The organism is Paenibacillus sp. FSL P4-0127 (genome assembly GCF_038007325.1).
Lineage (GTDB): Bacteria > Bacillota > Bacilli > Paenibacillales > Paenibacillaceae > Fontibacillus > Fontibacillus macerans.
On record NZ_JBBOWY010000002.1, the window covers coordinates 790,736 to 817,675 of the forward strand.

The following is a 26,940-nucleotide window of genomic DNA, read 5'->3' on the forward strand; positions in this document are numbered from 1 at the left end:
GTCTGGAACTGAATTTAGCACAAGTCGCACTGCAAATCAATAATAATTTATCGAAAAACAATAAAATCATATTGAGTTTCATGTGTAACCTTTGCTAAACTTAGACTTGATAGAAAGGAGTGGTTCTTTTTTGTCTAACGAAGTCATCGAACCTCGGCAGCGATTATCCAAAAATGCGGTGAAAATTTGGAGGATTCATGAGGCGGTCGAAAGCGCCGTCACATTTCTGGTGATCGGGGTGCTGCTTTATCTGGGTCACCGTTTTTCATGGGTTTCCTGGGTGGGATGGATTCTGGCCGGACTCGCCGTCCTTGAGGTGCCGCTGATGATTTGGTCCGTGTTTATCCAGCCTTCCATGAAGTATGCCAGATGGCGTTACGCCATTTCGGAGCAGTTTTTGCAATTGAAATATGGAATCCTTACGGAAACCGGGGAGTTGATTCCGATGACCAAAATTCAGGCGGTGGCCACCCGGCAGGGTCCATTGCAAAAAAGGTACGGGGTCTGCTCGGTAACGGTCACGACGATGGGGGCTTCGCATACGATTCCCGTCCTGGACCAGGACGCGGCCAAGGCACTAAGAAATCAGATCGCCCGTTATGCCAAGCTGAAAGAGGCCGACGAATGAGCCGGGCCAAACGTTATCATCCGTTTGTTATGCTGCTGGGCATCTGGAACTTGGGGAAAAATGCGATTTATTTCTTTTTCTTTTTATTTGTTCTTAAAGCGGGCTCGGACGCGGCATGGGTGAAATACGGCAGGCTGGCCTTGCTGGTCCTGGCCGGAATCAGCCTCTTGTCCATCCTGTGGAGTTGGCTCACGCGCCGGTATCAGCTTGATGACACTTCGTTCCGTTTATACCAAGGCGTTTTCGTCAAGTCGAAAAGAGTGATCCCCTTCTCCAAAATTCAAAATATAAACCGTCATACGACGCTGTTTCACCGGATTTTCAAGGTGACCGCCATCCGTTTTGAAACCGGGATGGAGGGCGAAGATGCGGCCGTCGAGTTTCGCGTCATCTCCTATGCGGAAGCGGACCGGCTGGAGGAGCGGGTGGCGGGACCGGCAAAAAGGGAGGATGCTTTGACTGCGGCGGACGGCGATAGGGCAACCTCGGAAGTAAAGCCCAAAGAAGCCGGTGATTCCAAGCGGACCCTGCATTTCAGTCCGGCCCGGAAAGACCTGATCAAAGCTTCGTTTACCTCCTTGAGTTTCCTTATTCTGATTCCGGTTCTTTTTTCGCTGTATTCCAAAGCCGATGACTTTTTCGATCTTGAGCAACAAGCCCAAGGCGTTCTGGCCGAGCTGATGAGTACCTGGTGGTCGGCGGCGGCGACACTTTCGCTGCTGGCGGCGGTATCCGTCGTCCTGGGGATCGCCGTAACTTTTGTGAGATATGGGGGCTTTGAGCTTTCTTCGGATGCGGAGCGCATCTATATCGTCAAGGGGATGATCGAACGTACGGCGTTCTCCATTGCAAAAGAAAGAGTGCAGGGGGTGGAGGTTGTCCAATCCCTGATGAAGCGGCTGCTTGGTTTGGCGGAGGTACGGTTGATCACCGCGGGCGGCGAGGGGAAAGACGAACGGGAGGTCAACTCGCTTTATCCTTTTTTGCCGGTCCTGGATGCCTTCCGCCTTGTGTCGGAAATGCTGCCTTCCTATGAGATTTCCGCCGAAATGAGCCCGCTCCCCCGGGCATCCCTGGGAATCAGTTTGGCTAAGTCAGGGTGGACTTGGGTTTCTCTTATTGCTTTATCCCTTCCTTGGCTTCCTTTCATACCGGACGTACCGGTTTTCGGGGCGGCTTGGTGGTGGATGGCCGCGGCGGGGCTGTTGATTTGGACCGTGGCGCGGAATATCCTGAATCATTTCAATACGGCTTATGCCATCCATGGCCGTTTCCTGCAGTTTCGGACCGGAGGGCTGACTTCCCGGCTGTTTATCAGCAAGCGGGAGAAAATCATTGAAGTGAAAGTGACCCGCGGCCCGCTGCAGCGCCGGTGGGGGCTGGCGTCCGTCCATATCGCGAACCGGGCCCGCCCCGTTCTGCAGCACAAGCTTCCCGGCGTTCCGGCCGCTTGGGCAAGGTCGTTTTACGCATGGTACGCGGGAAGAACGAAGGAAATAAGGATTGAATGATGACGCCGTCCGGCAGGCCTTTTTTAAAAATACGAAATTTCTTGTGAAAAACCTTCTCTTTATCTTCTTGTTTTATCCATTAAAATGGGCGGTAGAAAGCAAAGGTTCGACGAACCTTGAAGTTACGGAGGGATCCAAGGGATGAACGAAAACAGGCCCATGCCGCACGACAAAGTGCTGGCGGCGCTGCTCGGCGGCTTTGCGCTGGCCGCGGCGCATCAATATTTGTTTTACGGGGGCGGCTACGGCGTATCCGTTCCGATTTTTGCCGGCTTGTTTTACCTGTATTTGTTCTTATGCGCCAGGGACCGGTTTCAGCGCCCGATGACCTGGTTCGGCTGGCTGTCCTTGGCGGCGGTCGTGCTGCTGTCGCTGACGTATGCGCTGTTTGCCAATTCGGTGTTTTTTGCCTTGAATTTGCTTGCCTTGCCCGGCCTCATTTTTGCCCAGACGACTTATATGTTTAATCTGAAAAAACGGTCGTGGGGCGATTTAAGGATTATTTTTGATGTGCTCGACCATCTGCTTCCGCAAAACTTCCGGCACTGGGCTACAGCATTCCGTGCCGTGCAATCGGCAGCGACGAAAAAAATGGGCGACAGCCGCAAACAAGCGGCCGGCAAGGTGCTGCTCGGGCTGCTGATCGCGCTGCCGCTTCTGATCGTCGTGATCGGGCTGTTGACCTCGGCGGACAGCAGCTTTGACCGCCTGCTCTCGGCGATCCCGGACTGGCTGAACGACAGCCTTTCGTTCGGGGATGTGATGTTCCGGCTGATCTGGATCTTGCTGCTCGGCCTGCTGCTGTTCGGCTATCTGTGGGGATTCGTCGACCCGATGCGGGAAAACCCCGTAGACTGGTTTGGAGGAATCCCGATGGCGGACAGTATAGGGCAGACCGGTGGGTTCCGGAGCGATACGGTCCAGAGCGATATGGTCCAGAGCGGAGCGGGTGAGGGCGGTGCGAGCGTGAGCGGTGCGGGCGTGAGCAGAACGATTCAGAATGATGCGGGCCGCAACGGTACGAGCGGTGCAGGCAGAAGCGAAACGCTGCCTGGCGCAACCGCTGCCGCTTCCCCGTACCCGGGCAGTACGTACCCGGGCAGTACGCCCGTCAGAATCGATCCGCTGATTGCCGCTACCGTGCTGGTCTCGATCAACATCGTTTATCTGCTGTTCGTTTCGCTCCAGTTTACATATTTGTTCGGGGCGTGGCGGGGCGTTTTGCCGGACGGCAGCACTTACGCCGATTACGCGAGAAGCGGATTTGTTGAGCTCGTTCTGGTTACGTCGATCAATTTTGCGATACTGATCGGCGCCTTGACGTTGGGCGGCGAGGCGAGGAAGGCGCTGCGGACGCTGAATCAGGCTTTGCTGTATATCCTTGTCGGATGCTCCGGCATCATGCTGCTGTCGGCGTTTACGCGGCTGGCCCTGTACCAGGAAGCCTACGGCTATACCTATATCCGCTTTCTGGTCTTCGCCTTTATGATCTTTTTGGCGCTGCTGCTCGTTTGCGCCGGGCTGCGCATCCGCTTCGCGCGGGTTCCGCTGGCCAAATGCTTTATCGTGCTCGGCCTGGCCGCTTACGTTGCGGTAAACTATGCCAATATGGACCTCTTTATCGCCAAAAAGAACGTTGAACGCTACGAAGCGACCGGCAAAATCGATGCCCATTACCTGACGACTCTGTCCGCCGACGCGCTGCCATGGCTTGTAAGCTACAGCCGCAAGGCCGATCCGGAACTGAACCGCCAGCTGCATGAACGCTGGGACGTCATGACAACGATACCCGAAGGCCAGGGCTGGCCGGGGTTCAATTGGGCCAAATTCCGGGCGGTCCGTGCGCTGGAGGAGGATAGAAACCGCTAGGCAGCGGGAACCTTGGTGAATCGGGCAAACCAAAGAGGGATGAAACCCCGAATAACCGGGCTTCATCCCTCTTTTTCCGCCGTTGCTTCAGGAAAAAATACGGTCGATGCCGGCGATTTCCTCGGGCGTTAGGGTCACGTCCAGCGTTTTCAAATTGCGAATGACCTGATCCGGTCTCTTGGCTCCGGGAATCAAGGCGTCGATCGTATCCCGGGTTAAGTACCAGGCCAGCACGACATGGGCCACCTCGGCGTTTTTGGCTGCGGCGATCTTGCGGACCTGGTCCACTTTTTCCAGCGTGCGGGCAAACGCTTCGCCCTGGAACATCGGGTGATTGGCCCGGTAATCGGCGAACTTGGTATCCTTGTCGTATTTCCCGCCGAGCAGGCCGGCCGCTAGCGGAAAATACGGGACAAAGGAGATGCCCTGCTCCCGGCAGTACGGCAGCAGTTCCTTCTCTACATCGCGCTTGAGCAGATTGTATTCCGATTGCAGCACATCGATGTATCCGTCCTTATTGCCTTCCTTGAGCTGTTCAATCGAGAAATTGGATACGCCGATCGCCCGGATTTTACCTTCATCCTTCAGCTTCTTCAGCTCCCCGACCGCCTCGTCCTTGGGAGTCGCTTCATCGGGGAAGTGGATGTAGTACAGGTCGATGTAGTCGGTCTGCAGCCGTTTCAAGCTGTTTTCGACCTCCTGGCGCAAGAAGGCCGGCGAATTGTCGAACACGATTTTGCCGCCCGCCATCCGGTGCGCGCCTTTGGTGGCGATGACGGCGCGGTCGCGGGCGCCAAGCTCTTTGACGACTTCGCCGATCAGGATTTCCGACCGCTCCGGCCCGTAGAAATACGCCGTGTCCAGGAAGTTGATCCCCTGCTCCAGAGCGGTCCGCACGACCTGCTTCCCGGTTTCCTCGTCCAGATTCGGATAAATGTTGTGCCCGCCTACCGCGTTGGTCCCCAGACCGATCGGGTTTACATATAAATCGGTTTTGCCTAATTTGACGCTTGCTGCCATTCGTTTTTCCTCCTTTTTCCACTAATAAGTTTATTATACCGCAATCCGGCGGGCATTTCTCCTGAGCTTCTTGGCCGATGGCCGCGGCTGCGTTTTAAAGTGATTGTCCCGCCAGGTATGTATTCGTATAATGGTAACATGCATTCTGAAAAAAGGGCCCGTGGGCCCGCCGACAACCAGGAGGAACACCGCTATGCCGTTGGAAATAGAACGTAAATTTCTGCTGCCGGAGTATCCGGAAGAGCTGATTCGGACAGGTGAACTGATTATTCGCTCGGAGCAGGAGATCGATCAGACGTATTTGGCTTTGCATGAGGATCAGGAGCTGCGGGTGCGGAAGATCCGCGATGCGGCCTCCGGGAACGTTACGTTTACGCATACGTTTAAAAAAGGCTTCGGTTTGTCCCGGGAGGAAGTGGAGGTTTCCATTTCGGAGGGGCTTTACGAGCAAATCACCGGAATCCACCGGGCGATACCGCTGACGAAACGGCGGGTGACCGCCGAGTGGAACGGGATCGTGCTGGAAATCGACCGCTACGATCAGATCGACCTGATGGTGTTGGAAGTGGAGTTCGCTTCGGAGACGGAGGCGCGGGAGTTTCAGCCGCCGCAGTGGTTTGGCCCGGACATCAGCACAGACAAGCGTTACAGCAACAAAAAGGTGTGGCGCGAGCTGCAGCAAAGCCGGCGCCCGCAATAAGCCGCCATGTATAAGGCTGCCGCCTATGCAATGAACAAAGAGACCTGGGGTCAGGTCTCTTTGTAAAACTTCAGAGTGCCGGGGAACCACGCGGTCTGCCTTTTTGTGGGGATCATGGGATGGGAATAGCGGCAAAAAAGGATCTTATTTTCGCGCAAATAGGTATTACAGTAGAAATAGAGGACTTTTTTGCCGCTATTTTAGAAAAATGGAGGCAAACAGTTGTTTTTTCCCAGCTTAGCCCTTCAATAACGGCAAAAATTGCCGCTATTTGGACAGGAGAGGGGGAACTCTCGAAATAAGGACAAAAATTGCCTCTAATTTCGATGCCTTTCCATTGGGCCCGCGAAGCTCCTCATGGGCAAATTCTATCTGCGCCATCTTCAGGTTCCGGCACCTGGCACCTCCATCCGCGCCATCCGGTTCAATCCAGCGCCAAGTTGCCGCCCTCCCGAAGCAAGAAACGATAGTTCGTGCGCATGAATTCAAGCACTTTGTCAAAGATGATCCGGTGTCCGTCCTGGTTGGGGTGAATGCCGTCGGAACAAAGGAACTTCGTAAAATCGGGGTGTTCCAAAAACGCCCCCCGGACATCGATATACTTTGTTTTGGTCAGTTCCGATACTTTGAGGATGGTCGAATTGTATCTTTCCTGCCACCAGTAAATTTTCGTGACGCTTCCGAGCCATTTCATGATGTTTTGCTCCGCTTCCGGATCGTTTCTGCTGACCCATTTGAAGTACTTGTCAGCATTAAGCGGGGGCAAGCTCATCAGGATCGGGGTAATTTGCTGGCTTCTGACGAATTGGATCGCTTCGGTCAGCATTTTCTCAAACATCGAAAAGTCGGTTTTCGGGCTGTGCTCTGCGTCGGGCTGTTCAGCAATCTCGTTCCAGTTGAAGTCACAGTCGTTGCCGCCATATTCGATCAGGACAAAATTCGGCCGATCCTTCAAAACGTCCTTTTTCAGGTTGGTTAACCCCTTAACCAGCGTGTTGCCGAACCTGGCCGTGTTATGGATCGCTCCTCTCAATTTTTTCTGCAGGAGAGATACATAATTGTCCTCCAAAACGACGTATTTGTTTTTCGTTTCATCATAAATGACGCCCTTGGAAATGGAATCGCCGCTCACCATGTACTTAAATTCGTTGTTGAAAATTCCGCTGCTGTCCTCGCTCACAGATTTCACCTCTTTCCAGCCTCGAAACCTTGGAAGGTCGCTCGGTCCGTAATATAAACGCCTGTTACCCCTATTGTAGATTAGTTTTCTTTCGGTGCGCAAGTAGACTTCACCGCGTTGAACCTCATGTAAACGCTTAAAGTTTCGGCTTTTGTCCGGCGGAACGGCCTGGCGCGGTTTGCAGGGTACTCGATGCACTTCGTGGAGGGAGTGGGGTGCCGTTTGCAGGACCGCCCCGGACCGCCCTTGCAGCTGTTCGCGATCGGTGATGGCGCTAACGGTATCCGTAAAGACACTGATTGCCGGCGAATTTCTTTTTCGCCTGGAAGTGGACAAGGTTGACAGGGAATGAGAGAATACGGTTAGACCATTCATTCAAAAAAGGGGATGACATAACGTTGATACGATTCGGCACCATTGGCACGAACTGGATCACGGAGCGCTTTATCCAGGCGGCTTTGGAAACGGAGCAGTTTGTTTTGACGGCGGTTTACTCCCGCACGGAGGAGAAAGGCAAGGAGTTTGCCGCCAAATTCGGCGACCCCAAGGTGTTTACCGAGGTCAAGGCGCTGGCTGAAAGCGCTGACGTAGACGCCGTTTACATCGCCAGTCCGAATTCTTTGCATGCCGAGCAGGCGATTTTGCTGATGGATCACGGAAAACATGTGCTGTGCGAAAAGCCGATGGCTTCCAACGCCGCTGAAGTCCGGCGGATGATCGAGGCGGCGCGCCGCAATGGCGTCCTGCTTATGGAGGCGCTGAAGTCGACGCTGATGCCGAACTTTCGGGCGGTTCAGGACAATCTGTACAAAATCGGCCGGGTGCGGAGATATTTTTCCAGCTACTGTCAGTATTCTTCGCGGTATGACGCCTTTAAGGAAGGAAAAGTGCTGAACGCTTTTAATCCCGCGTTCTCCAACGGCTCTTTAATGGACCTTGGCGTCTACTGCATTTATCCGATGGTGACGCTGTTCGGCAAGCCGGAATCCGTTCAGGCGTCCGCGGTGATGCTGCCGTCCGGGGTGGACGGCGAAGGCAGCCTTATTGCGCGGTACCCGGATATGGACGGCGTGATCATGTATTCCAAAATCACGGACTCGTATGTGCCGACGGAAATCCAGGGGGAAAACGGGACGATGGTGATCGACAAGATCAACCAGCCTTACGATGTAAAAATATTGTACCGCGACGGGACGACCGAAGAACTGTCGCGCTCCCAGCCCCAGGAATCGATGTACTACGAGGCGCTGGAGTTCATTGAGCTGCTCCAAAGCGGCCGGCGGGAAAGCGAGATCAATACGCACGCCCGCTCCCTGGCCGTCGCCGAATTGATGGAGGAAGCGCGGCGCCAGTTTGGGCTGCGGTACGCGGCCGATCAGGATTAGCCGGTCAACCTGAGATTTGTGGCTGTTTTGGTAGGCCCGGGCATACGCTCCGGGCCTTTTTGGCGCTCGCTGGAGACTAATTAAGAAGTGTGCTGTGTGGTGAGCGGTAAGTTTGGCGGGTGGTCAGTCAATAAGGCTGGTGGATGGCAAGTTGCAAGCTAATATTAGTTTGGCGGCAGGTTTGGGTGATGCGATGGATGGTTCTATTGGAAATATCCAATAGAATGGAAAATGAGTGGAATATGGTTTGGTTAGATTGGATTTTTCCAATAGATTGGGTTCGGCAGAGGGCAAAATGGGCTGTTTGCGAGAAATCTATTGGATATTTCCAATGAGAGCCCCCAGTTGCGGCCGACTTTCGTCAATCTATTGGATTTATCCAATTAGAGGCGAGGGAACCAGCCACAAGGGAGCCTATTTGCATACTTGCATGTTTACGTACTCGTACTCACTAACAAGACAAGTTCATTTTTTTGATTGCAACCGCTTTCAATCATGAGTTAGGATAATCGGTGAGGTGAACGCAGATGATCAAGGACAAAACATGGCTGGCGGGCATTACCGTGTGCATCGTCATTTTGGTTTATTTGTTTTTCGGCTTTGCCCGCTATTCCGGGAAAATCGGCAGCATCGTTCAGGAGCTGCGGGGCAATCCCGCAAGCGGCGAACGCCGTTACCATATCGTGCTGATCGAGCAGGAACGGTATCACCCATACTGGGAGATGGTCGAAAAAGGCGCGGCCCAGGCGGCGGAAAAATACGGCATCGACATCGAATTTACCGGCGCGGTGCGCAACAACATGGAGGAGCAGCTGAACCTGCTGGAAAAAGCGATCGCCGCCCGCGCCGACGCGATTATCGTGCAGGGGTTGAACGAGGAGAAGTTCACGCCGGTCATCGACAAGGCGGTGCAGCGCGGCATCCCGGTCGTGACGATCGACACCGACGCGCCGGACAGCCGGCGGCTGGCCTATGTCGGGACCGACAATCTGGCCGCGGGGGAGCGGCTGGGCCGCCTGGTGGTGCAAACGACCGGCGGCTCGGGCAAGCTCGGCGTGATCATCGGCAGCGATCAGGCCGCCAGCCAGCTGCAGCGGCTGGACGGGCTGAAGCGGGTTGTGGCCGAGCATCCCGGACTCGACATCGTTGCCGTGCGCAGCTCCAACATCTCGCATATGGAGGCGATCCAGCAGGCCGCGGAAATGCTGCGGCAGCATCCCGAGATCGGGGTCATGGTCGGCACCAGCGCGACCGATGCCCTCGGCGTGCTGCAGGCGGCAAAAAGCCTGCAGCGCGAGCGTCTGATGATTATCGGGTTCGATAATCAGAAGGAAACGCTGGCGGCGATTCGCAAGGGCGAGATCGCCGCGACGGTCGCGCAGCAGCCTTACCTGATGGGGGAGACGGCGGTCCGGCTGCTGTACGAGCATTTTCAGGGCAAACCGCTTCAGCCGGAATACTACACGGAGGTTAAAGTGCTGGACCAGCGCAACGTGCGGGAGGGGGAAAGCTTATGAGCATCCGCCGCAAGCTGTTTCTGTTTATTCCGCTGCTGGTGCTGCTGATGAGCTCGGTGTCTTTTTTTCTGTTCGAAAGCGGCAAAAACGTGCAGGAAAGCTATCACCTGATGATGAAGCGCATATTGCTGTACAAGGAAGTCTCCTACGAGGTCGGCGAGATCATGCGGGCGATGAACCGCTTTATCATGCAGGTGGATACGGAAAGTCTGCCCGAGGTCGAACGCCACCTGAACGCGGTCAGAACCTTAAGGGCCGACTTGGACGGGCTGGAAACGATCGGCGGGAGCGCTTTGCCGCTTGTCAACTACCGCAATATCGTCGATACGTTCCTGGAGCAAGCCGAGGACATGATCGACCAGATCGGCGGCGAAGATTCAGGCACAATGGCGGGAAAATACATTGAAGCGGAGCAAACGCAGCGCTTCATTCGCGAGGAAGCCCAGGAACTCGTCGATCTTGAGCTGGAGCAGTACAAGCCGATTTACCAAGACATGATGTACGCGACGGACAAGCTGAACAGGCTTGGCATTATGCTCGTGGTGACGGCGGCGGCGTTCAGCATTTTGCTGGCGCTTTGGCTGTCGAGCAGCATCACCGGGCCGATTCGCCGGCTCGTCGCCACGGCCAAGCAAATTTCCAAAGGGCGGATGGACACGAAAGCTCCCGAAAGCGACCGCAACGACGAGATCAGCATTTTGTGCCGGGCGTTTAACGGGATGATCGACAACATCCAGCGCCTGATGGCCGAAAACATCAACAATCTGGAAAAAGACCGGCTGGTCAAGGAGCTGGAGCTGAAGACGCTGCAGAGCCAAATCAATCCGCATTTTTTGTTCAACACGCTGAATTCCATCTCCAAGCTGGCTTATATCGAAGGGGCGCCGAAAACGAGCGACCTGGCCGTCTCCGTTTCCAGGCTGCTCCGGTACAATTTGCAGAAGCTGGACCAGGCGGTCCCGCTGCGCGAAGAGGTGCAGCATGTCAGCGAATATATGAACATTCAGAAGGCGCGGTTCCGCGACCGCATCAAATTCGAGCTGGACGTGGACGAACGGGCGCTGGACGGCATCGTTCCCTGCCTCACCCTGCAGCCGATTTTGGAGAACGCCTTCGTGCACGGCATCGAGCAGATGGAGGAGGGGGCGCTTTTGCAGCTGGCGATCCGCCTTAGCGAGGAGGGTAAGGTGGAGATCGAAATCCGCGACAACGGCGCCGGCATGAGCCGCGAAACGGTGGAGCGGCTGCTGCGGTCGGTGCGCGAGGAAGCGCCGCGTTTTGGCGGGAAAGGGCAGTCGACCGGGCTCGGCACGCATAACGTGTTCAAAAGACTGCATCTGTTTTTCGACGGCCGCCAGCAGATCGACATCGACAGCAAGGAAGGGGCCGGCACGACCGTCAAATTCACCCTGCCGTACCGTACGGCGGCCATGGCGTCGTAAAAGAACATTTTCACACGGCTGCACTTTAACTTTATATAAAAATAAGAATGGAGGATTTCCGATTCATGTATACCTTGCTGATTGCGGATGACGAAGCGCTGGAACGGGAAGGCCTGGAGCTGATGATCGGCCATATGCTGCCGGATACGTTCCGCTTTCTCCATGCGGAGAACGGGCGGCGGGCCATTCAGCTGGCGGAGGAGGAGCGGCCGGATTTTATTTTTATGGATATTAAAATGCCGGGGATTCCGGGACTGGAGGCCGTGCGCGAAATTTTGGCGCGGCAGCCGGGAACGCCGGTCGTGATCATCACAGCGCACGATTATTTCGCCTACGCCAAGGAGGGGCTGGCGCTCGGGGTGCGCGAGTATTTGCTGAAGCCGGCCCGGCGGGAGGAAGTGCTGGACCTGCTGAAACGCCTGATCGCCGAGGCCGAGGAAGCCAGGCGCGCCCGCGATGAGCGGCTGGCGATGCAGGAGAAGCTGGCGCAGCTAGTGCCGCTCGCCGAAAACGAGCTGTCCCTGATGCTGATGCTGGAATGCGCGCAGGAGCCGGAACTGGCGCAGCTGGCGGAGCTGCTTCATCTGGACTGGCATAAGGGGTACGCGATGGTGTTGTCTTTTTCGCGGCATTCCCCGAAGGAGCGGGCCAATTTCCAACTGGTCAAAAAAGAGCTCCACGAAGCCGTCAAGCAATGGACGAAACCCGGCTTGTCCTGTCTCGTCAGCCCGGTGGTCGGCCATCAGCTGGCGTTGTTTATCCCGTTTCCGCCCGGGCGGCCGGGATATTCGCAGCGCGTGGCCGCGCTGGAATGGGGCGAGCGGCTGCGCAGCCAGGTCGAGCAGCGGTTCGGGCTGCCGCTGGCGGTCGGGATCGGTCCGGTCCGCGAGGGCTGGGACGGGCTCGGCCGCTCCTACCGGGAGGCGGTCCGCGTCTGCGCGGACGATCAGGAGCAGGACGTCGCCAGCGTCCGCCATTACGACGACATCGCTGAAAGCTCGGGCCGGCCCACGCTCCCGCCGGATGAGGAGAAACGGCTGCTCGACGCGCTGCTAAGGCATGACCGCCAGGAGACGGCGCAGCGGTTCGACCGGCTGTTCGAGCGGCTTGCGCAAAGCGAGCCCCGGCATTTCCCGCGCCTGCGCGGGGACGTGATCGGCTTGCTACTGCATCTGGGCCGAAGCGCGCAGGCAGGGGACGGCGGCGAGTTGATTTCCTTCTTGAGCGGCTTTAACGATCCGGACTCGTTGCGCAACGGGGCCCAGCGGCGGCTGGCCGCCTGGATCGACGGGCTGCGGGAAGCGAAGGAGCGCGGCCGCTCCCATGTGCTGCAGCGCGCGCTTTTGTACATCGGCCAAAGGTACAAGGAGGAACTCTCCATGGAGCAGACGGCCGAGCACGTCAATCTTAGCCCTTATTATTTCAGCAAATTGTTCAAGCTGCAGACGGGCGAAAACTTCAGCGACTACGTCACCCGGCTGCGCATCGAGGAGGCCAAGCGGCTGATCGCGGAGGGGCGCCTGAGCCTCAAGGAAATCTGTTACGAGGTAGGCTACAAGGACCCGAACTATTTCAGCCGGGTATTCAAAAAGGCGGCCGGCATGACGCCGACGGAATACCGCCAGCACAGCGAATAAACGGGAGGACGGGGCATGGTCGCCACGGCGCGCCGCTTGTGGCGCATCGCTGGGGCGTAGCGCCGTGGAAGCATCGCCGTGGCCACCACTGTGGCGCACCGCCGAGGCGCACCGCTGGGACATAGCGCCGTGGCGTAATGCCGTGGAGCACGCCGTGGAGCATCGCTGAGGCGCACCGCAGGGGCGTAGCGCCGTGGCGTTACGCCGTGGCGTGACGCGGTGGAGCACGCCGTGGAGCACCGCTGGTGACCAACGCAGCGGCGCACCACTGTGGCGCGGGGCATGCCCGAAATGGAACGTGGCACTGCAATGGCCCAGGGTCCCCATCAGTTTGAGAAGATAATTGTAAAAAGTACACTTAAATAGGCGGAATATAAGCTGCTTACCAGAAATAGTTGCAAAAGCTGCAGTTATTGAGGCGAAAATCAGAGGTTGATGCGCGCAGCATTCGTTTTGTTGTAAGTTTTGCAATTAAAATGGAACCGGCGACCATTACCCAGCGGTTACGTGTATAAAATGCAACTATTTCCGAAACAGAAAGGACCATCCTCAAGTTCTTGTCCACAGGCAAGGACTTTTTTGCTGTCCGGCCGACAAAAATGTGCTGTGAAAGCTCAGGCGATGAATTTCATTTCATCCGGCAGCAACCAAATGCTGATCGCGGGCAAACCAGTGCTGGCATTAGCGGCCCCGCGGCGGATCAATCGGTGCTAAGATTTGTGTGTAAGCGCAATCATAATCCGAATAACGAGAAGGGGCGAAGCAATATGAAAAAATTCAGTCAACGTTTCCGGTTTGGTTTGGCGGCCGTTTTGCTGGCATCTTCCCTGGCGGGGTGCGGCATCGTTTCGGACGGCGGCGCAGGCGGAGGCGCGGGCGGCGGTTCCGGCAATGCGCCGAATAACTCGGGCGGGGCGGCGAATGGAGGCGCCGGAGACGACGGGAAAATCGTGATCGGCATGTCGATGGACACGCTGAAAGAAGAACGCTGGCAGAAGGACCGGGATATTTTTACGGAGAAGGTCCAGGAGCTTGGCGGGGAAGTGAAGGTACTGGCCGCCAACGGCGACGACGCCACGCAGCTCAGCCAGGCGGAGCAGCTCATTTCCCAAGGGGTCGACGTACTCGTCGTGATCGCCCACAACGCGGAAGCGACCGCGCCGATCGTGGATAAGGCCCATAAGGAAGGCATCAAGGTGATCGCTTACGACCGGATGATCAACAACGCCGAAGTAGACTACTACATCTCCTTCGACAACGTCCGCGTCGGCGAGCTGCAGGCCCAGGCCGTCACCGCCGCGGCGCAGAAAGGGAACATCGTGTATATCGGCGGGGCGGACACCGACAACAACGCCCACATGTTCAAGGAGGGCGCGATGAACGTGCTTAAGCCGTTGGAGGAAAAAGGCGACATCAAAATCGTCTACGACCAGTTCTCCAAGGACTGGAAGCCCGAAGAAGCGCTGAAAAACATGGAGAACGCGCTGACCGCAAACAAAAATGACGTTCAGGGCGTGGTCGCCGCCAACGACGCCACCGCCGGCGGGGCGATCCAGGCGTTGACCGCGCAGGGCATGGCCGGCAAAGTTCCGGTTTCCGGGCAGGACGCCGACTTGGCCGCCGTGCAGCGGATCGCCGAGGGCACACAGCTGATGACGGTCTACAAGCCGATCAAATCGATCGCCACCAAAGCCGCGGAAATGGCCGTATCGGCCGCCAAAGGCGAGAACATCGGCACGGACAAAACGGTGAACAACGGCAAAATCGACGTTCCGTCGGTGCTGCTGGACCCGATCCCGGTCGACAAAAGCAGCCTGAACACGGTCATTGAGGACGGGTTCCACAAGCTGGAGGACGTGTACAAAAACGTGCCGAAGGATCAATGGCCGCAGCAGTAAACGGAGTGAACCCGCCTTTGGTATTGGCTAAAAAAAGGAGTGCAAACGCCTATGCACGTGTTGGAAATGGTGAACATCAGCAAAGAGTTTCCGGGCGTCAAAGCCCTCGACCGCGTCAATTTGCAGGTGCGAAAGGGTGAAATCCACGCCTTGTGCGGCGAAAACGGGGCCGGCAAGTCGACGCTGATGAAGGTGCTTAGCGGCCTGTATCCCGCGGGCACCTACAGCGGCGACATCATCATCGACGGCGAAAAAAGACAGTTCCATAACATCACCGATGCGGAAAAGGCCGGCATCGCCATCATTCACCAAGAGCTGGCGCTCGTGAAGGAAATGACGGTGGGAGAAAATATTTTTTTGGGGACGGAACCGACTAAACGCGGCGTCATTCAGTGGGATGAGCTGTATCACAACGCGTCCGTCTGGCTGGACCGGGTCGGGTTGCGCATTTCCCCGGAAACGAAAATCGCCAGCCTCGGCATCGGTCAGCAGCAGCTGGTGGAAATCGCCAAAGCCCTGTCCAAGCATACGCGGATTTTGATTTTGGATGAGCCGACGGCGGCTTTAACCGAAAGCGAAGTGGCGATTTTGATGGGAATTTTGCATCAGCTGCGCCGGGAAGGCGTATCCTGCGTGTACATTTCGCACAAGATGCCGGAAGTGTTCGCTTTGGCCGACTCGATTACAGTGCTGCGCGACGGGCGTACGGTGGCGACGCTGGACCGCAAGGAGACGAACGACGACCAGGTCGTGTCGCTTATGGTGGGCCGGGAGCTGACCGAGCGGTATCCCCGGGTGGAGCATACCCCGCAGGAGACCGTGCTGGAGGTGCGGGACTACAACGTCTGGCATCCGGAAAAACGCAATCAAAGAGTCATCAAGGATGTTTCTTTTACGCTGCGAAAAGGTGAAATTCTCGGCATCGCCGGGCTGATGGGCGCCGGGCGCACCGAGCTTGTCAGCAGCTTGTTTGGCGCGTACGGGGGCCGCTCGTCCGGCGAGGTGCGGATCGAAGGGAAGCCGGTGCGAATCCGCTCGGTCGCGGATGCGATCAAAGCGGGCATCGGCCTGGTCAGCGAGGACCGCAAGCGGCAGGGCCTGGTGCTGGGGATGGATGTGAAAACGAACACGACGATGGCGACAATGCGCAAAGTGTCCAGGTTCGGCGTCATTAACGACAACGAGGAAATGAAATGGGGACAAAGGTACGTGCAGGATCTGAAGACCAAAACGGCTTCGCTGGAAACGCCCGTCGGCACGTTGTCCGGCGGCAACCAGCAGAAGGTCGTCATCGGCAAATGGCTGATGTCCGATCCGAAAATCCTCATCATGGACGAACCGACCCGGGGGATTGACGTCGGGGCCAAATACGAGATTTACCATTTGATGAATCGGCTGGTCAGCCAGGGCGTGGCGATCATTATGATTTCCTCGGAGCTGCCGGAGGTGCTTGGGATGAGCGACCGGATTCTGGTCATGAGCGAGGGCCGGTTTGTACGGGAGTTTCATTGGCGCGAGGCGACCCAGGAAAATATCATGCAAGCCGCAACAGGAGGGAAATAGCATGGAGCTGCAAAAAAATGTTCAGCCGCAAACGGAAAGCGCTGACGCCAAATCGGCGCTATGGAGCGGCCTGTTCGGAAAAATGGACGTGCGGGCCTATACGATGGTCGGCGCCCTAATCCTCATCTGGGTGCTGTTTGGCATACTGGACCCGACGTTTTTGACGGCGCGGAACTTGTCCAACCTGTTTACGCAAATGTCCGTCACGTCCATTCTCGCGATCGGCATGGTGCTCGTCATCGTGGCCGGACATATCGACCTTTCCGTCGGATCGATCGTCGGCCTGACCGGCGGGATCGCGGCGATTTTCAGCAATTGGCTGGGCCTGCCGGCGATCGTCGTTATCCTTGCCACGCTGGCGGCCGGGGCCGTGCTCGGACTAGTGCAGGGCTGGCTGGTCGCCTACAAGATGGTCCCCGCTTTTATCGTTACGCTGGGCGGCATGATGGTGTTCCGCGGCGCGCTGATGGGCATCACCGGCTCGATGACGATCCCGGTATCGGACCCGGTGCTGGCGCTGCTCGGCAACGCCTATTTCGCCCCGGGCTTCGGCATCGTACTTGGCGTGCTGGCGGTCGGCCTGCTCGTCTGGAGCATGTTCAATAAACGCCGCTCTCGGCAAAAATACGGCTTTGAAGTCGCATCGCTCGCCGCCGACGTCATCAAGGTGGCCGCGCTTTCGCTGCTGGTGGTTGTGTTCGTGCTGGTTATGAACGCCTACAAAGGCATCCCGTTCCCGATCATTTTCGTGATCGTGCTGGCCGCCGTTTTTTATTTCCTCTCGAAAAAAACGACCTTCGGCCGCCACATCTACGCCATCGGCGGCAACCTGGAAGCGGCCCGCCTCTCCGGGATCAACATCCGCCGCAAAACGATGCTGATCTTCCTGCTCAGCGGCCTGCTGTCCTCGATCGCCGCGATCGTGCTGACTTCCCGGCTCGCCTCGGCCACGATCACCGCCGGGAACATGGCGGAAATGGATGCGATCGCCGCCTGCGTCATCGGCGGCACCTCGCTCATGGGCGGCGCGGGCACGGTGCTGGGCGCGCTGATCGGCGCCCTGGTCATGACCTCGCTCGACAACGGCATGTCGCTGATGGGGCTGGAGTCGTTTTGGCAGTACGTCGTCAAAGGCTCGATCCTCGTTTTCGCCGTCTGGCTGGACATCTCAAACCGCCGCAAGGGCGCAAACTAAGCTACATTAAACCGTTGTATCAAATTATTGCACCAGATTATTGCATCAAGTAGTTTAAATCAAGTTACTGCACCAGATTATTGGACCAAGTAGTTTAAACCAAGTTACTGCACCAGATTATAGACGAAGTTGTTATTTCAAGTCAGTGTATCATGTTGTTTTATCAAGTTGTTACTTCAACGCTGGACTAAACAGTAAGCAAGCTCACTTGGACGTTGCACGACCGCTGCACCGATCAGCATCATATGAAAAATGGCACTTTCGGCCGCCGGGAATTCCGGAATTCCCCTGTGCGCGAAAGTGCCGTTTTTATTGGAGGCAGGTTTGCACGAAATGCAAAAGTGCATTTGATTTAGCGAAATTTCCGCCCATCGAGGCGGATCGCCTGCAAAAGTGCAGTTGCCGCAAGCTCATTGGGACGGATGTTGATTTTAAGACGGAAATGAAATGCACTTTTACATTTGAGCCGCCCTTTTCGGGCATTTTCGACGAAGTTCGCATGCACTTTTGCATTTGCCCACCGGAAAGGGCATCTACCCTTCTAGTAGGGTGTATCTACCCTTCTAGTAAGGGTGCATCTACCGTCTAGTAAGGAGGCATCTACCGTCTAATAAGGGAGGCATTTGCCTTCCAGTAAGGGATGCAGCCTGTCTGATGGTAAGTGAGATGCAATTATCCGCGGTAGAATGGATTTGCCCGCTAGAAAGGGATGCCTTTGGGGATGCCTCTACCTGCTGGTGAGCGAGATCCATCCGCCCATGGCGATGTGGAACAAAGTTTCCGCATTAGCTAGCGCGCCTGCGCCCCTAACGGTACGTCACGATCAGCGCGTTGCTGATTTTGCGGCCCGGCGCCGTCAAGTACTTGCCGTTATAATACAGCCCGCTGGAAGCGCCGCCGTCGAGGTTCATCGCCTGATAGGCGCCGGCCTGCTTCATGATTTCCGCGAGCTGCGGAATCGTCGCGCCGCCGGTTGTCAGCAGGATCAGCTTGTGGTCGCGGGTCAGGCCAAGGGCGCTGCGGGCGCCGCCGCCGGTCAGGATTTTCGGGTCCTTGAAGCCCTCCGCCTTGACGTCGAGCGCTACTTTGCCGTCTGCGACCAGGCGTGGTCCGGCCTGCAAGGCGCCTTCCATTCGGCCTTCGTCATACCGCTCGCTGAACTCATTGCCCGGAATGAGCTGCGCCAGCAGGTTTTGGTCATAGGTAAAAATCGTCCGCTTGTCCCCGGAAGCTGCCTTTTTAACTTCGCCGCCGCTGACGATATAGCCGTAAGGGGCTTTATAGGCGCCTGACGTGTAGGCGTCAAAAAAAGTGCCGTTCACGGCGACGGCAGCCTTATGGCGGTTGGCGATGCTGCTTAAGTCTTCGACCTTGCCGACTTTATCGCCCGCCAGCACGACGTCCAGTTGGACCTTCGGGTCCATCAGCGAAATCGTAACCATTTGCACGCTAAACGTTTTGCCGCCGACTTTAAACGACTTGCGTTCGCTGACGATCGGCTTGCCGCCGCTGTCCGTCGCCCCCCGGCTGGCCAGCGGCAGGGTCAGCCGTTCCTCGCCTTGCCCCAGGCTGATTGATGACAAGTTTTTGTCCCGGTCCATCGGCAAATTTAACAGCTCGCTTACAGGCTGCAGCGGGACGTAAGCGACCCCGGCTTCGGTAAAGGGCGCATCCGTTAACGAATGAGACTGTTGATTGACCGAAGCGTTCTTTTTCCCGACAAACATCGTAAGCTGTACATCGCCTTTGGCGATATCGATTTTTTGCTCGGCGGCGTTCCACTGGACGCTTGTCCCTTCAAACCCGCTTAAAATGCGGACCGGTACAAAAGCGCGGCCGCTTTTGGCGTCGGTCAGGACGACGTTTTTGGGAGCAGGCGCGGATGCAGCCGGGATCGTGGCGGGCACGAGGCAGATCATGGCGAGCAACAACAGCAGCAGTTTCTTTTTCATAAAATATGTACTCCTTCTTCCCTATGTCTGATAATGTCTCATTATGTAATATCGGCCGAAAGCCCCAAGAAAAAAAGACCGCCCGCTCCGGAAAGAGCGCGGTCCGTTCCATAGTGGAGGCCAATAGCGAGCGCCCGGTTCCGCCGAAGCCGCCCCAAGCGCGCATCTGGTTCCGCCAAAAGCCGCACCAATTTGCGCACCTGATTCCGCCAAGCCGCCCGATTTGCCCGTTCGGCCTGCTTATCTTTGCGGCGGCAAGACGGCGGTTGTTAATTGCGGATGTACATTTTACGATAATACTCCTCCAGCATCCGGGCGGTCGCAAAGGATTGCCGGATCGTTTCGATGCTGCGCCGCATCATCCGCACCCACTGGGTCCGGTCGCCGTAATACGCTGGCAGCACGCGGTTCAGCAGCGTATCGTACAGCGCTTCGCCGTCATGGCGGTCCGCTTCCGCAGGATCGTCCGCCTCGTAGCCGTCCCCGAACTGCCAGCCGTTTTCGCCGTCGAGGCAGCCTTCGGGCCACCAACCGTCGAGGATCGAGCAGTTCAGCACGCCGTTGGCCGCGGCCTTCATCCCCGACGTACCGCTCGCTTCCAGCGGCCGGCGCGGGTTGTTGAGCCAGACGTCACAGCCGCGGGTAAGCATGGCGCCGATTGTCATATCGTAATTTTCCAGGAACACGACGCTGCCCGGGTACTTCTGCGCCATGGCGACGAGACCCGCGACGATTTGCTTGCCGGCTTCGTCGTTCGGGTGGGCTTTGCCGGAAAAAACGATTTGGATTTCTCCGGATTCGAGATAGGGGGCGATCACTTCCGGTTTGGAAAAAATCAACTCGCTGCGTTTATAAAGGGCGGCGCGGCGGGAAAAACCGAACAGCAGCCGGTCCGGATTCAACGCGGCCCCGCAGCGCTCCCGGATGAACTCGAGCAATTCGCGCTTCAGCTCCATATGGACCGCCCATAAATCGCCGCCTTCCTCATAGGCCCGCACGATGCGCGGATCGGCCCAGGTCGGAAGGTGAACCGCGTTGGTGATGCCGATGATCTCGGAGCGCCCGGCGACATCCCGCCACATGCGGTTGGCCGTTTCCGCGTGCAGCGCGGCCACGCCATTGGAAACGCGGGACAGTCGCAAACCGGCGACGGTCATGTTAAACGGATTGCCGCCGATGCGCTCCATCTGCTCGCGGCTTAATTCGTTAAATGCGGACATCGCCTCAAGCAAGTCCAGCGGATGAGCTTCGTTGCCTTCCTTAACCGGCGTATGGGTGGTGAACACCACTTCCTCGCGGGCCTGCCGCCAGGCGGCTTCAAAAGTGAGCCCGGACTGCATCTTTTCGCGGATTAATTCGGTGGCCGCCAGCACGGCGTGACCTTCGTTAAAATGATAGACATCCACCGGGATTTGCAGCGCGCGCAGCGCTTTGACGCCGCCGATGCCCAGCACGATCTCCTGGGCGATCCGCTCCTCGCCGAAGCCTCCCCCGTATAACCGCTCCGTAATCCACGCACTGCCGCTCCCCGGCAGGTCCGTGTCCAGCAAATAAAGCGGCGCGTTGCCGAACTTTTCCGTTTTCCATACCTTGCAGCGAACGTCCGCCGAGCGGACTTTGACGGTGACCGTCACCTCGGTATCTTCGAGAAAATCATAGTCTCTGTTTTCAAACGTATCGTAAGGCTTGCCGTCAGGGCCGATCCGCTGATCGGTGTAGCCCTGTTTCCACTTGATGCCGACCGCGACGATCGGCGCGCCGTAATCTTTGGCGCCTTTGATATAGTCACCGGCCAAAATGCCCAGGCCGCCGGCGTACATTTTAAAATCGGAATGAAGCCCGTACTCCATGCAAAAATAAGCGACCGCAGGCAATTTCTGTTCGTTCATGGGAATACCTCCTTTGATGGGGAAACCGACTCCGGAGATTCTTGATATCGTATGCAAAATGTGGCGAAAAATTGAGGGAATCGGAATTTACTCCATTTTGGCCTTGACGCGATTTATGAAAGCGGTTATATTGGATTTGTAGACAATACGTTATATAACGTTATATAAAAAGGAGAGAACAATATGAACGTATCGAAAGTCATCAGCACGATCAGCGAAAAGACGGAAAACGGGATTACGGAAGTTTACCTGGTCGCTTGCGGCGGTTCCCTCGTCGATATGTATCCGGCGAAATATTTTTTGGAAAGCGAAGCCCAAAAAGTCGTAACCGGCCTGTACACGGCCAATGAGTTCGTCCACGCGCTGCCGAAGCGCCTGAACAAAGACTCCGTCGTCATCGTCTGCTCGCACGGTGGCAACACGCCGGAATCGGTGGCGGCGGCCAAGACGGCCAAGGAACACGGCGCTCATACGATCGGCCTGACGCATAACAAGGAAGCCGCGCTGCTGAAGCATTCCGACCACACCTTCCTGTATGAGTGGGGGGAAGACAGCGACGTCAAAAACAACCCGATGGCGATTATTCTCGAACTCGTGGTGGAGATTTTGAACACAGTGGAAGGGTACGCGCATTACGATGCTTTCCAAAGCGGGATGCAGAAGATCAACGGCATCATTGTCGCCGGGAAAAAGCTGGTGGCTCCCCGGGCCAAAACGTTTGCGGACAAATACCGCGCGGAGGATCTGTTCTACATTTTGTCCAGCGGCGCTTCCTACGGCCACGCTTACGGTTTCGCCATCTGCTCCCTGATGGAAATGCAATGGCTGAACGCGGCGCCGATCCATTCGGGCGAATATTTCCACGGCCCGTTTGAAGTGACGGATAAAGAAACGCCGTTTATCCTGATGATGAATGAAGGACGCACCCGCGCCCTGGATGAACGCGCCTTGATTTTCCTTAAGCAGTACGCGGAAAAAGTGGAGGTCGTGGACGCCAAGGAGCTCGGGATCGGTACGATCGCCGATGAAGTGGTGGAGTTTTTTAACCCGATTCTGTTCTACAGCATCCTCTGCGTATACCGCGAGGCGTTGGCGGACGTACGCAATCATCCGTTGGAAACCCGCCGTTACATGGGGAAAGTGGCCTACTGATTTAATAATGATTTAACAGCTTTCAAGGGGAACAGGCAAACGGATTTTTGGGAGAAACCGATCGAAAGCAGGTGACAACATGAAAGTTTTAGGAATAGGCGATAATGTGGTGGACAAATACGTCCATCTAAAAACGATGTACCCGGGCGGCAATGCGCTGAACTTTAGCGTATTCGCCAAGAAGCTCGGCGTGGAAGCCGCTTTTGTGGGCGTGTTCGGAGACGACCGCGAGGCGCGGCATGTCGAGAACACGGTGCGGGAGCTTGGCATCGATATTTCGCGGTGCCGCCACTGCAGCGGGGAAAACGGCTGCGCCCGGGTGACGCTGGAAAACGGCGACAGGGTGTTCCTGGGGAGTAACGAAGGCGGGGTAACGCGGCTGAATCCGCTTAAGCTCGACGAGGAGGACAAGGAGTATATCCGCTCCTTCGCGGTCATGCATACCGGACTCTACAGCCATACCGGGCATTTGCTGCCCGAGCTTAAACAGCTTGGCGTTCCGCTCTCGTTCGACTTCTCCGACGATTTTGAGGACGAGCAGGTGGAGCGGTTCATTCCGTACGCGGATTTTGCTTTCTTTTCCTGCAGCCATATGCCGGAGGATGAGGCGATGGAATATATCCGCTCCAAATGGAAGGCCGGAAACCGGCTGATCGCCGCCACCCGCGGCAGCGACAGATCGATGGTCTATGACGGAAGCAACTTCCACTTCCATGCGCCGGACATCGTCGAGGCGGTGGACACGATGGGAGCGGGGGATTCCTATATTGCCGCGTTTCTGCTGAGCTATCTTCAGGACCGGAATATCCCGAAAGCCATGGAGGAAGGGTCGCGGTTTGCGGCGGCCAGCTGCCTGGTGGAAGGATCGTTTGGCTTCGGCGTTCCGTACGAATGAATTTAGCGCAGAAAATTAACGGTGCTCGCTTGTGCAAATTGAAAACGTTTGATACGCTTTGAGAGAGAATATAACGTTATATAACAAGCGAGGTAACCATGTTAAACGCAGATCATCCTGAACCATTATATATCCAATTGAAAAAAGCGATCCAATCGAATTTTTTCAACGGTACGTTTCAGCAGGGAGAGAAAATTCCCACGGAGACGGAACTCAGCGAGCGCTATAACGTCAGCCGCATCACCGTCCGCAAAGCGGTCGAGGAGCTGGTCCAGGAGGGTTATCTGACCAAACGGCAGGGCAAAGGGACCTTTGTCAGCCACGCCAAAATCGGCCGGAAAATCGAGCATCTGATCGGCTTCACGGCGGCCTGCCAGGCGAACGGATATACTTCGCGCAGCGAGGTGACCCAAAGGGAAATCGTGGCTCCCGATCCCGAGCTCCAGCACGCGCTTAAACTGGCGAAAGGGGAAAAGGCGATCTATATTCAGCGGAAAAGATTCGCCGGAGACCACCCGCTGATGCTGGAGAACAATTATTACCCGGAGCGCCGGTATTCCTTTTTGCTGGATGAACCGCTGGAAGGCTCGCTGTATGACCTGCTGCGCGACAAATACGGGATCGATCCGAACCAGCCGGGGGAGACGACGCTGGAAATCGTGCTGGCGGACGAGGAGCAGGCCCGGTTGCTCGAAACCGAGATCGGCAAACCCCTGTTTTATATGAAGACGGTGATTTGCGATGATCAGGGGTTGCCCGTTCATGTCGGCAAGCAATATATCATTGGAGACCGCTACCGGTTTACGCTTTAACCGCTTCCGCCCTTTTGCCGCAAGTTCCGCTTGGAACGTAGCTTATAGCTTCTATCTTTATAGCCTCTAACTTTATAGCTTCGGCATAATGCGGGGCTGTATATTTTTGGATATAACGTTATAATACGTATTGGCGAAAGGGCGGATTTCTTAAACCGGATGATTCAAAGTCTCTTATAAGGAGTTGTTATTATGCCCAGCATACAACGCCGGCAAGTTGCGGGAATGAATATTCACTATTTGTTTTACTCCTTGGATTATTTTTTGGACTCGGTGGAAAAGGCCGGCATGCGTACGGTTGAATTGTGGGGAGGGGCGCCGCATTTTTATATGGATGCGCTAAGCTACGCCGACTGCACAAGCGTCCGGCGCAAGGCGTCGGCCCGCGGCTTGACGATCGGCGCGTTTACGCCGGAATCGATTATTTATCCGTATAATATCGCGGCCCCCGACCCCGAACAATTCGCCAAAAGCAAAAGCTATTTCACCAATGCGATTAAGGCGACAGCCGAGCTCGGCTGCAAGTTGATGACGGTCAATTCAGGTTACGGTTACTTGAACGAAACGAAGGAGGAGGCCTGGTCGAGATCCGCGGACATGCTGTCCCATCTGGCCCGTATAGCGGAACAGGAAGGCGTGGTGATCGCCATGGAGGCGCTGCGCCCGGAAGAGTCGCAGATTGTGACCACGCTCGCGGGCGCCAAAAGAATGCTGGATGAGATCGCTTCTCCGGCCTTCCGGTTGATGGTGGACACCACGGCGATGGGCATTGCCGGAGAGACGCTGGAGCAGTGGTTTGATGCGCTAGGCGAGTCGATCGTGCACCTCCATTTCATCGATGGGACGCCTTACGGCCACCTGGCTTGGGGCGATGGTACTTTTCCGCTGGAGTCGATGATCCAAACGCTGAACGATTATGGGTATCAGGGGTTATTGGGACAGGAAATTACCGATTTCCGCTATTATGAGCGCCCTGACGAAACCGATCTACGGATTATGGAAGCGCTTGAGAAATATATCGGGAAAGACTAGAGGAGGGTGAAGATGAAAGCGACAAATGGTGCCTATGCGGATATCGTGCTGCTGTCAAACGCCGTGTTTACCGGTGCGGAAGACGAGGCCGCTCCCGGGTATGTGGCCGTATGCGGCGAGAGCATCAGCGCGGTTGGGCCAAAGTCCGGGGCTTTGCAGTGGATTGGGCCGGAGACGAAGGTTTACGAGCTTGGAGACGGACTGGTCATGCCCGGGATTCACGATAATCATGTGTTTTTTACCGGATATATGTCGATGCACCGAGGTTTGGATTTATCGGCCGCGGCGTCGAGCCGGGAGGCGCTCGATATGCTGAGCCGGTATGCCGAAACCTTGCCTGCTCACGGAAATGTATACGCTTTCGGGTGGGATGCCGCCGACTGGGGCGGCCTGCCGGAGCAGGGGCCGTTGGACAAGGCGTTTCCGGACCGGGCGGTGATTGCGATCAATCGTAACAAAAGCTATTGCTGGATGAACGCGGTTGCGATCGGAAAATACGGATTTACGCCGGACCGGTGCAGCGCGGAGGACCGGGCGCTGCTCCTGCGGGATATGCTGCGGGACCGGGAATTGGTGGAGGCCGAGTTTCTGGATTTTTGCCGCATGCTGGCGGGGCGTGGAGTCACTTCGGTCAAAGACATCGGCTTTGACGATTACGCCGGGTTGCTGCCCGTATTGGCGGAGCTTGAGGAGAACGGCCGGCTGCCGCTGCGCGTTCACTTCGCGCTGGAGCCTGTGCTGGAGCCGCTTAACGTTACGGCCGGGCTGGATTACAAAGCGCGCTATCGCGGCGACAAGCTCCGATTCCAAGGCTTTAAGATCATGGTGGACGGCGTGGTGGCCGATCATACCGGGGATATGCTGGAGCCATATGCCGATCTGCCGGGAGTGACGAACCTGCGGCCTGTCGATTACGAGGCGATTGAAGCTGCCGTCATGGAGGCGGACCGCCACGGGCTGAAATGCATTTTGACCGCCGAAGGCGACGCGGCGATCCGCAGGGCGGTGTCAATGCTGGAGAAGTGCCGCAAGCTGAACGGAGACCGGGACATCCGGCACTCTATCAGCGATCTGGAATATCCGCATCCGGGCGATTTGACGAGGATGGCCGATTTGGGGATTTTTGCGGAAGTGTACGCTCAGATTTTACTTTTGAACCCCTCCCGCGAACAAGCTTATATGGCTGAAGTAGCGGGGAAAGATAAAGAGTGCCGTTTCTACGATTATAAAGCGATGCTCGATGCCGGCGTAACGGTGACGATCGGTACGGATTTACCGTTGTTTATCACGAGCGTACCGGATTCGCTGTACGCCGCCACCGCCCGGTTATTCCCGGACGGGTCGCCGGAAGGCGGATGGTATCCCGAGCGGGGCATGCCGGCGGCGGAGGTGCTGAGGGCATGGACCGTAAACGGCGCGAAGCATTGTTACATGGAAGAGCAGACGGGCACGCTCGCCCCGGGCAAATATGCGGACATCGCCGTTTTCGACCGCAATCTGCTGCGAACTCCAGCGGCGGACTTAAGGAGCGCCAAGGCGCTGCTGACGATTTCCGGCGGTTTGATTACGCATGACGAGGTTGGCCAAACTAGGGAATTTAGGGAATAATGTCATTTTGAAGAAGACGTCTTATAACGATATGAAAACTGCTTAGTTTATACAA

General features: G+C 56.4%; 21 protein-coding genes. 17 read left to right on the top strand and 4 right to left on the bottom strand.

Going from position 1 to position 26,940, the window contains the following annotated elements:
• Positions 1-130: 130 nt before the first annotated feature.
• From NYE74_RS29930 to NYE74_RS29940, 3 genes are all read left to right on the top strand, one after another.
• Positions 131-628 (top strand): PH domain-containing protein, encoded by a 498-nt coding sequence (locus NYE74_RS29930; protein ID WP_036625592.1) that lies wholly within the window; start codon positions 131-133, stop codon positions 626-628.
• Entirely contained in the window at positions 625-2,139 is a 1,515-nt protein-coding gene (locus NYE74_RS29935) for a PH domain-containing protein (protein WP_036625590.1), read from the top strand. The genes NYE74_RS29930 and NYE74_RS29935 overlap by 4 nt, the downstream gene beginning before the upstream one ends.
• A gap of 141 nt (positions 2,140-2,280) precedes the next feature.
• The gene (locus tag NYE74_RS29940; RefSeq protein WP_341005435.1) at positions 2,281-4,008 is read left to right on the top strand and encodes a DUF4153 domain-containing protein; all 1,728 of its coding nucleotides are present in this window, start codon (positions 2,281-2,283) and stop codon (positions 4,006-4,008) included.
• A gap of 87 nt (positions 4,009-4,095) precedes the next feature.
• Here the strand turns inward: NYE74_RS29940 and NYE74_RS29945 are convergent, their stop codons facing one another.
• A complete protein-coding gene (locus NYE74_RS29945) occupies positions 4,096-5,028 on the bottom strand; it encodes an aldo/keto reductase (protein ID WP_341005436.1) in 933 nt (310 codons plus the stop codon).
• 193 nt (positions 5,029-5,221) lie between these two features.
• On the opposite strand from NYE74_RS29945, the gene NYE74_RS29950 reads away from it, so the two are divergent.
• Both NYE74_RS29950 and NYE74_RS29955 read left to right on the top strand, forming a co-directional pair.
• Positions 5,222-5,728: a CYTH domain-containing protein gene (locus NYE74_RS29950; protein ID WP_036625587.1), complete on the top strand. Its 507-nt coding sequence runs from the start codon at positions 5,222-5,224 to the stop codon at positions 5,726-5,728.
• A gap of 119 nt (positions 5,729-5,847) precedes the next feature.
• Entirely contained in the window at positions 5,848-6,030 is a 183-nt protein-coding gene (locus NYE74_RS29955; protein ID WP_341005438.1) for a hypothetical protein, read from the top strand.
• Between the two features lie 122 nt (positions 6,031-6,152).
• Here the strand turns inward: NYE74_RS29955 and NYE74_RS29960 are convergent, their stop codons facing one another.
• On the bottom strand, positions 6,153-6,908 hold the full coding sequence (locus NYE74_RS29960; protein WP_328273026.1) for an SGNH/GDSL hydrolase family protein: 756 nt from the start codon (positions 6,906-6,908) through the stop codon (positions 6,153-6,155).
• A 401-nt stretch (positions 6,909-7,309) separates the two neighbouring features.
• Here NYE74_RS29960 and NYE74_RS29965 point away from each other — a divergent pair, with 401 nt between their 5' ends.
• The 7 genes from NYE74_RS29965 (at position 7,310) to NYE74_RS29995 (ending at position 17,545) form a co-directional block, all read left to right on the top strand.
• Entirely contained in the window at positions 7,310-8,293 is a 984-nt protein-coding gene (locus NYE74_RS29965) for a Gfo/Idh/MocA family protein (RefSeq protein ID WP_036628718.1), read from the top strand.
• A gap of 527 nt (positions 8,294-8,820) precedes the next feature.
• Positions 8,821-9,810 (top strand): sugar-binding protein, encoded by a 990-nt coding sequence (locus NYE74_RS29970; RefSeq protein ID WP_036625586.1) that lies wholly within the window; start codon positions 8,821-8,823, stop codon positions 9,808-9,810.
• A complete protein-coding gene (locus tag NYE74_RS29975; RefSeq protein ID WP_036625585.1) occupies positions 9,807-11,252 on the top strand; it encodes a sensor histidine kinase in 1,446 nt (481 codons plus the stop codon). Before NYE74_RS29970 ends, NYE74_RS29975 begins: the two co-directional genes overlap by 4 nt.
• 65 nt (positions 11,253-11,317) lie before the next feature.
• Positions 11,318-12,889 (top strand): helix-turn-helix domain-containing protein, encoded by a 1,572-nt coding sequence (locus NYE74_RS29980; RefSeq protein ID WP_036625584.1) that lies wholly within the window; start codon positions 11,318-11,320, stop codon positions 12,887-12,889.
• Between the two features lie 767 nt (positions 12,890-13,656).
• A complete protein-coding gene (gene xylF, locus NYE74_RS29985) occupies positions 13,657-14,787 on the top strand; it encodes a D-xylose ABC transporter substrate-binding protein (protein WP_155619999.1) in 1,131 nt (376 codons plus the stop codon).
• A 51-nt stretch (positions 14,788-14,838) separates the two neighbouring features.
• Entirely contained in the window at positions 14,839-16,350 is a 1,512-nt protein-coding gene (locus tag NYE74_RS29990; RefSeq protein WP_341005442.1) for a xylose ABC transporter ATP-binding protein, read from the top strand.
• Between the two features lies 1 nt (position 16,351).
• Positions 16,352-17,545: a sugar ABC transporter permease gene (locus NYE74_RS29995; protein ID WP_341005444.1), complete on the top strand. Its 1,194-nt coding sequence runs from the start codon at positions 16,352-16,354 to the stop codon at positions 17,543-17,545.
• An 806-nt stretch (positions 17,546-18,351) separates the two neighbouring features.
• On the opposite strand, the gene NYE74_RS30000 is transcribed toward NYE74_RS29995, so the two are convergent.
• A complete protein-coding gene (locus NYE74_RS30000) occupies positions 18,352-19,497 on the bottom strand; it encodes a phosphodiester glycosidase family protein (RefSeq protein WP_155619997.1) in 1,146 nt (381 codons plus the stop codon).
• Positions 19,498-19,766: 269 nt separating this feature from the next.
• Positions 19,767-21,386 carry an alpha-glucan family phosphorylase gene (glgP, locus tag NYE74_RS30005; protein ID WP_036625580.1) on the bottom strand — a complete coding sequence of 540 codons (1,620 nt, stop codon included), beginning with the start codon at positions 21,384-21,386 and terminating at the stop codon, positions 19,767-19,769.
• A gap of 183 nt (positions 21,387-21,569) precedes the next feature.
• On the opposite strand from glgP, the gene NYE74_RS30010 reads away from it, so the two are divergent.
• From NYE74_RS30010 to NYE74_RS30030, 5 genes are all read left to right on the top strand, one after another.
• A complete protein-coding gene (locus NYE74_RS30010; protein WP_036625578.1) occupies positions 21,570-22,538 on the top strand; it encodes an SIS domain-containing protein in 969 nt (322 codons plus the stop codon).
• A 79-nt stretch (positions 22,539-22,617) separates the two neighbouring features.
• Positions 22,618-23,433 carry a fructoselysine 6-kinase gene (locus NYE74_RS30015; protein ID WP_036625577.1) on the top strand — a complete coding sequence of 272 codons (816 nt, stop codon included), beginning with the start codon at positions 22,618-22,620 and terminating at the stop codon, positions 23,431-23,433.
• Positions 23,434-23,531: 98 nt separating this feature from the next.
• Positions 23,532-24,245, top strand: coding sequence for a GntR family transcriptional regulator (locus NYE74_RS30020; RefSeq protein WP_278739444.1), 714 nt, complete (start codon positions 23,532-23,534; stop codon positions 24,243-24,245).
• A gap of 192 nt (positions 24,246-24,437) precedes the next feature.
• Entirely contained in the window at positions 24,438-25,277 is an 840-nt protein-coding gene (locus tag NYE74_RS30025) for a sugar phosphate isomerase/epimerase family protein (protein ID WP_036625575.1), read from the top strand.
• A gap of 12 nt (positions 25,278-25,289) precedes the next feature.
• The gene (locus tag NYE74_RS30030; protein ID WP_124331838.1) at positions 25,290-26,885 is read left to right on the top strand and encodes an amidohydrolase; all 1,596 of its coding nucleotides are present in this window, start codon (positions 25,290-25,292) and stop codon (positions 26,883-26,885) included.
• Positions 26,886-26,940: the final 55 nt, after the last annotated feature.